We start from the raw sequence: 6,991 nt of genomic DNA on the forward strand, positions 1-6,991 counted from the left end.
GGCTCAGGGCGTCCGGTGGGGGCGGGGCGAGCAGGTCCTCTGGCGCTACCGCGACCACGCTGCGGGCGGCCTGGCGGGCTCGGTCCACATCTGCCGCCCGGTCACCGTGGTCGAGGACACCGACGAGCTGCTGGCGGTGTGGATGGCGCCGGGCACCGAGTGCGTCAAGCCGGTCCTCGCCGACGGCACCCCCGTCCACGAGGAGCCGCTCGCGACGCGCTACACGGCGCCGCGCACCACGGTGCGCTCCCGCTGGTTCGGCACCGGAGTGCTGAAGCTGGCCCGGCCCGCCGACCCGTGGTCGGTGTGGCTGTTCTGGGAGCCGGGCTGGCGGTTCAAGAGCTGGTACGTGAACCTGGAGGAGCCCCGGTCGCGCTGGTCGGGCGGCGTCGACTCCGTCGACCACTTCCTGGACATCTCCGTGTACCCCGACCGCACCTGGACGTGGCGCGACGAGGACGAGTTCGCCCAGGCGCAGCGGGCCGGCCTGATGGGCCCGGAGCAGGCCCGCCGCGTGCAGGAGGCCGGCCGGGCCGCGCTGGAGGCCGTCAAGGCGTGGGGCTCCCCGTTCTCGGACGGGTGGGAGGACTGGCGCCCCGATCCGGCATGGACGGTTCCGGTCCTGCCGGAGGACTGGGACCGCACCCCGGCGCATATGACCTCATGAGACCCTTGATGCGCCCCCGGGGTTGAACCGTAATATCTCCCTCCGCAAGGTCCCCTGAGCACCGCACACCTGACGCCCGGCCGCAAATCACGCGCAGTACGCGGTACTTGACGGGAGGTCAACGCGGAGAGAGGTAACGAGCGGGACGCGGAACCGCGGGGCGGTGGTGCCCCCGCCGCTGAGCGGGTATACCGCGACTGACCGAGTTGAGTGCAGCGCACATCGAGCGCAGACGGACGGAATGCCACGCGTGACGGAGTACCCCACCTCGCAGGAGGGCCCGCAGCCTGCCGCGGCCGCCGCGGCACCGCCCCAGGGCGGCCCAGGCCTGCCCGCCGGGGCCGGCGGAGCCGCGGACGGGCGGGGCAGCGGCGCGTCCGGCGGCGGCTGCGCGGACGAGCTCGGCCACGGGAAGGCTCCGGCCCAGGCCGCCGAGGGCGTGCGCGACACGGGAGCTCCCGGCGCCGGCCCGGTCCGTGCCCACGCGGACGGGGGCATCGGCCCCGACGTGCCGCGCCAGCGCCGCACCCGCGACGGCGCCGCAGCCCGCAACGCCTCGGCCGCGGCCCCCGCCTCCGGCCGGCCCGACACCGCGGCCGGCACCGGTCCCGGCGCCGCCGCCGGCCCGGCCCCCGAGGCAGCCCCCGCCGCGCCGCAGGCTGCGCCGCCCGGCCCCGACGACGTCTGCGGGCCGCTGCCGGACGCCACCGCCGACACCGCCGCGGAAGCGGGCGCCGCCGCCGAGGAGGCGGGCGCCGACCCGGCCGCCGCCGAAGGCGCGTCGCCGGCCCGCCGCGAGGGCGACCGGCTGCGCTTCGTGGGCGCCGCGACGCGCCGGATCGCCCGCGGCATCGACCTCGACGAGATCGTGCTCGGCCTGTGCCGGGCCACCGTCCCGACGTTCTCCGACGCCATCCTCGTCTACCTGCGCGACCCGCTCCCGGTCGGCGACGAGCGGCCCGTCGGCCCGGTCGTTTTAAGGCTGCGCCGCACCGACCGGCTCCGGCCGATCGACGACCTGACCGGAGCCGAGGGCGCCGGGGCCGCGGGGGGCGCCGGCGAACTCGACTTCAGCCAGCTGCCGCTGCTCGGCCCGCAGGGCGACCTGCCCGCCGCCGAGCTCTGCGAGATCATGCCCGGCGGGGCGCTCGCCGAGGTGCTGCGCGGCGTCCGCCCGGTCTTCGGCTCCTCCGCGGGCGCACAGGACGCGCTGCCGGAGCTGCTGGGCGCCGGGCACCCCGTCCCGCGCGGCCGGCGGGCCATCCTGGCCCCGCTGCGCGGCCGCCGCCGGGTGATCGGCGCGGCCGTGTTCCTGCGCAGCCCGGAGCGGCCCGCGTTCGAGCAGAACGACCTGCTGGTCGCCGCCCAGCTCGCCACGCACACCGCCCTCGGCATCGACAAGGCCGTGCTGTACGGCCGCGAGGCCTACATCGCCGACGAGTTGCAGCGCACCATGCTCCCGGACAGCCTGCCCCAGCCGACCGGCGTCAGGCTCGCCTCCCGCTACCTGCCGGCCGCGGAGACCGCCCGGGTCGGCGGCGACTGGTACGACGCCATACCCCTGCCCGGCAGCCGCGTCGCGCTCGTCGTCGGCGACGTCATGGGGCACTCCATGACGTCCGCGGCCATCATGGGCCAGCTGCGGACCACCGCGCAGACGCTGGCCCAGCTCGACCTGCCGCCGGCCGAGGTGCTGCACCACCTCGACGAGCAGGCGCAGCGGCTCGGCTCCGACCGCATGGCGACCTGCCTGTACGCCGTCTACGACCCGGTCTCGCACCGCATCACCATCGCCAACGCCGGCCACCCGCCGCCGGTGCTGCTGCACCTGGGCGGCCGGGCCGAGGTGCTGCGGGTGCCGCCGGGCGCGCCCATCGGCGTCGGCGGCGTCGACTTCGAGGCCGTCGAGCTGGACGCGCCCGCCGGGGCGACGCTGCTGCTGTACACCGACGGGCTGGTGGAGTCCCGGCTGCGGGACGTGTGGACGGGCATCGACCAGCTCCGCGAGCGCCTGGCCACCACCGCGCAGCTGACCGGCCTGGACCACCCGCCGCCGCTGGAGGCCCTCTGCGACGACGTCCTGGACATGCTCGGCCCCGGCGACCGGGACGACGACATCGCGCTGCTCGCCGCCCGCTTCGACGGGATCGCGCCGAGCGATGTCGCGTACTGGTTCCTCGACCCCGAGGAGACCGCGCCCGGGCGGGCCCGCCGCTTCGCGCGGCGCGCGCTGACGCGCTGGGGGCTGGAGGAGCTGGAGGACTCGGTGGAGCTCCTCGTCAGCGAGGTCGTCACCAACGCGGTCCGCTACGCGGAGCGGCCCGTCACGCTGCGCCTGCTGCGGACGGACGTGTTGCGCTGCGAGGTCGGCGACGACTCCCCGCAGCTGCCGCGGCAGCGCCGCGCCCGCGAGACGGACGAGGGCGGCCGCGGCCTGTTCCTGGTGAACCGGATGGCCCGCCGCTGGGGTGCGACCCGGCTGAGCAGCGGCAAGGTGGTGTGGTTCGAGCTGCCGCTGCCCGCCGGGCGCGACCGCCGCTGACGCAGCCGCCGCCGGAGGAACGCCGCGGCAGGACCGCCGCAGAAGGACCGCCGCAGAAGGACCGCCGCCCCGCAGCATCAGTGCTGCGGGGCGGCGGTCCTTTTCACGGCTGGCCCTGCTGTTGGAAGGGCGGCAGTACCGGCGGGCTGGCGGAGCTCTTCGTCGGGTCCGGCTTGATCGAACCGCTCTTGGTGGGGTCGGGCTTGCCGGAGCTCTTGCTCGGGTCCGGGCTCGGCGAGACCTTACTCGGGTCCGGGCTCGGCGAGAGCTGGCTGCCGCTCGGCGAGGGGCTCGTCGAGCTGGGCGAGTTCGACGGGGAGCTGCTGCGCGACGGGGTCTGGACGGCGCCCATCTCGGCCTCGGAGAGGTCGAACTTCGCGGTGTTCACGCCCTTGAGCGCGGCCAGCGTGTACGTCTTCCAGATCTCGGCGGGGAAGCTGGAGCCGCCGGCGCGGCCGCCGCCCGCGGTGCCGGTCAGGGTGACCTGCTTGCCGGTGCCGGGCTCCTCGCCGAACATCGCGACGACGGTGACGAGTTCGGGGGTGTACGCGGTGAACCAGGCGGACACGTTGGACTCGGTGGTGCCGGTCTTGCCGGCGGCCTCGTACGCGGAGCTCTTGACGGCCTTGCCGGAGCCGTCGTTGACGACGCCGGTGAGGACCTTGGTCACGGTGTCGGCGGTCTCGCGGGTGATCGCCTGGCTGCCGACGGACTCGACCTTCTGGAACTCGCGGACGCTGTGCTTGGCGCTCTTGATGATCGAGGGGGTGACCTTCTTGCCGTGGTTGTCGAGGGTGGCGTAGACGGCGGCCATCTCGACGGTGTTGGCGCTCATCGTGCCGAGCGACATGGCCGGCTTGTCCTCGGGCCAGCCCTCGCGGTCCTTCATGCCGAGCTGGAGCGCGGTCTTCTTCGCGTTCTGCGGCTTCACGTCGACGATCATCTGGGCGTAGACGGAGTTCACCGAGTAGTTGGTGGCCTCCTGCACCGTCATCATCGGGTCGCCGTAGTTCTTGTTGTCCTGGTTCTGCGGGTTGAACGGGATCTTGCTGCCGACGACGGGGCGCTTGCTGGTGCCGTCGTAGAGCGCGTTCGGGGTGATCGGCTTCTTGTCCTGGGTGACGGCCTTGGTCTCCAGGGCGGAGGCGAGCACGACGGGCTTGAAGGTCGAGCCCGGCTGGTAGTCGGTGCGCAGGGCGTTGCTCGCCCAGTGGTCGGCCATGCCGGTGCCGCCGTACATGGCGACGATGGCGCCGGTCTTGGGGTCGACGGAGGTGGCGCCTGCCTGGACGGAGGCGTCGACGGGGCGGTCCTTGCGGTCGAGCTTGGACTCCAGCTCGTCGTTGACGGCCTTCTCCAGCGCGGCCTGCTTCTTGGGGTCGATGTTGAGGACGATCTCCCAGCCGCCGGCCTGGAGTTCGGCCGCGCTCATGTTGGTCTGGCGGCGCAGCTCGGCGTCCGCGGCCTGCTTCAGGTAGCCCTTCTGGCCTTCGAGGCCGGGGGCGGGCTTGGGCTTGACCGGCTCCTGGAACTTCAGGGTGTCGCGCTTGGCCTTGTCCAGCGCGCCCATCTCGACCATGTTGTCGAGGACGCCGTTGAAGCGGATCATGACGAGCTTCTTGCCGCGCTCGCTCGCGTTGGCCCAGTCGTAGTCGCTGGGGGCCTGGAGGAGGGCCGCCAGGTAGGCGCCCTGCTCCAGGGTGAGCTTGCTGGAGTCGACGCCGTAGTAGGCCTGGGAGGCGGCCTGGATGCCGTAGGCGCCGCGGCCGAAGTAGCTGGTGTTCAGGTAGCCGGCGAGGATGTCCGGCTTCTCCATGCGCTGGTCGACCTTGAGGGAGATCACCAGTTCCTTCACCTTGCGCGTCGCCGTCTGGTCCTGCGTCAGGTAGAAGTTCTTGACGTACTGCTGGGTGATCGTCGAGCCGCCTGCCTTGCCGCGGCCGGTGACCGTGTTGAACAGGCCTCGGGCGACGCCCATGAAGTCGACGCCCTGGTCCTCGTAGAAGGACTTGTTCTCGATGGCGATGAAGGCCTTCTGGACCTCCTCGGGCACCTTGTCGAGGGTGACGATCTCGCGGTTCATCTTGCCCTCGCGGGCCATGATGGTGCCGTCGGCGTACTTGTAGGTGTTGCTCTGGAGGGTCGCCTCGGCGTTCGGGTCGGGCTCCTCCACGTAGAAGTAGAGGCCGACGAGCGCCGCCATGCCGAGCAGCATCAACCCGAAGAAAGTCCCGAGGATCTTCTTCCAGGTGAAGAAGCGGCGTATACCGGTGCGCTTGCCGGCACGCCCCTTTCCGTCCGCGCGCCCGCGCGGCGACCGCCGCGCGCTGCGCTGCTGCTGCGCCCTACGCGCATCTGCTCGGCCCATCGCTCCCGCTCCGCTCGAATTCCCCCCCGACGTCAGCTCTGAAAGCTAACACCGGAGGTTGTGACAAAGGTTTGCCAAGCCTGACCAATTTCGGTCAATTCGGACGTGAGAATCAGCACCCACATCAAGGGAACCGACGCGCACCGGCCGCCCAGGGTTGCGGAAACCGCCAAAAGTGATATCACTTTGCTAGGCCCACGGGGGGCCGCCACCGAAGCGAACGGGGCATACCATGACGAAGACCACAGAGGGCGGGACCGGCATCCGCGAGTTCCCGGCGCGCAGCGTCGGCGGCGGACTGGCCCTGCTCGCGGGCCTGGCGGGGGTCGCGGGCGGCGCCTGCCTCATCGCCCTCGGGGCACAGGGGGACGGGACCACCGCCCGACCGGCGCTCGTGGCAGGGGGAATCGCCCTGGCCCTGCTGTCGGTGCTGGCGATGTGCGGGCTGAACACGGTGGCCCCGGGCGAGGCCCGCGTGGTCCAGCTCTTCGGCCGCTACCGCGGCACCGTCCGCACCGACGGCCTGCGCTGGGTGAACCCGCTGACCTCGCGGAAGAAGATCTCCACCCGCGTGCGCAACCACGAGACGGCCGTCCTCAAGGTCAACGACGCCTACGGCAACCCCATCGAGCTGGCCGCGGTCGTCGTCTGGCGGGTCGCGGACACCGCGCGCGCCGTCTTCGAGGTGGACGACTTCACCGAGTTCGTGGAGACGCAGACCGAGGCGGCCGTCCGGCACATCGCGATCGAGTACCCCTACGACGCCCACGACGAGGGCGGCCTCTCCCTGCGCGGCAACGCCGAGGAGATCACCGAGAAGCTCGCCGCCGAACTGCACGACCGGGTCGAGGCGGCCGGCGTGCACATCGTCGAGTCCCGCTTCACCCACCTCGCGTACGCTCCGGAGATCGCCTCGGCGATGCTCCAGCGCCAGCAGGCCGGCGCGGTCGTCGCGGCCCGCAAGCAGATCGTCGAGGGCGCCGTGGGCATGGTCGAGCTGGCCCTGAACCGCCTGACGGAGGAGGACATCGTGGAACTGGACCCGGAGCGCAAGGCCGCCATGGTCTCGAACCTGATGGTGGTGCTGTGCGGCGACCGAGCCGCCCAGCCCGTCGTGAACACGGGAACGCTCTACCAGTGAGCGGCGCCGACTCCCCCGGCGGAACCGGGCGGGCCGGCGGGGAGCGGGCGGCCGGGCAGCGGGCGGCGGGCGGCCGCGCCGCCCGCAAGCAGGTGCTGCTCCGCCTCGACCCCCAGGTGTACGAGGCCCTCGCACGCTGGGCGGGCGAGGAACTGCGCAGCGCCAACGCGCAGATCGAGTTCCTGCTGCGCCGCGCCCTGGCCGAGACGGGGCGCCTGCCGGGCGGCGCCGCCCCCATCCCGCCGCGCGGCAGGCGCCCCGTCTCGGCCAGGG

General features: G+C 73.0%; 5 protein-coding genes. 4 read left to right on the forward strand and 1 reads right to left on the reverse strand.

Features of this window, described 5'->3' with window-relative positions; all coding sequences use genetic code 11:
• Positions 1-667 (forward strand): DUF402 domain-containing protein (locus EF903_RS25890; RefSeq protein ID WP_148142575.1); only part of this gene is annotated, 667 nt, incomplete at its 5' end.
• A gap of 250 nt (positions 668-917) precedes the next feature.
• Positions 918-3,209 (forward strand): SpoIIE family protein phosphatase, encoded by a 2,292-nt coding sequence (locus EF903_RS25895; RefSeq protein WP_125547084.1) that lies wholly within the window; start codon positions 918-920, stop codon positions 3,207-3,209.
• Positions 3,210-3,312: 103 nt separating this feature from the next.
• Here EF903_RS25895 and EF903_RS25900 read toward each other — a convergent pair whose 3' ends face one another.
• The gene (locus EF903_RS25900) at positions 3,313-5,577 is read right to left on the reverse strand and encodes a transglycosylase domain-containing protein (protein ID WP_125547086.1); all 2,265 of its coding nucleotides are present in this window, start codon (positions 5,575-5,577) and stop codon (positions 3,313-3,315) included.
• Between the two features lie 232 nt (positions 5,578-5,809).
• Between EF903_RS25900 and EF903_RS25905 the strand changes: the two genes are divergently transcribed.
• Positions 5,810-6,718, forward strand: coding sequence for an SPFH domain-containing protein (locus EF903_RS25905; RefSeq protein ID WP_125547087.1), 909 nt, complete (start codon positions 5,810-5,812; stop codon positions 6,716-6,718).
• On the forward strand, positions 6,715-6,991 hold a 277-nt coding region (locus EF903_RS25910; protein ID WP_125547089.1), incomplete at its 3' end, for an AT hook motif protein. The genes EF903_RS25905 and EF903_RS25910, both read left to right, overlap by 4 nt.

It is taken from the genome of Streptomyces sp. WAC05292 (assembly GCF_003949955.1).
Taxonomy (GTDB): Bacteria; Actinomycetota; Actinomycetes; order Streptomycetales; family Streptomycetaceae; genus Streptomyces; species Streptomyces globosus.

What these genes read in the sequence shown, in the direction of transcription:
- EF903_RS25900 (WP_125547086.1), bottom strand. Translation starts at nt 5,577, where the DNA reads ATGGGCCGAGCAGATGCGCGTAGGGCGCAGCAGCAGCGCAGCGCGCGG.
- EF903_RS25905 (WP_125547087.1), top strand. Translation starts at nt 5,810, where the DNA reads ATGACGAAGACCACAGAGGGCGGGACCGGCATCCGCGAGTTCCCGGCG.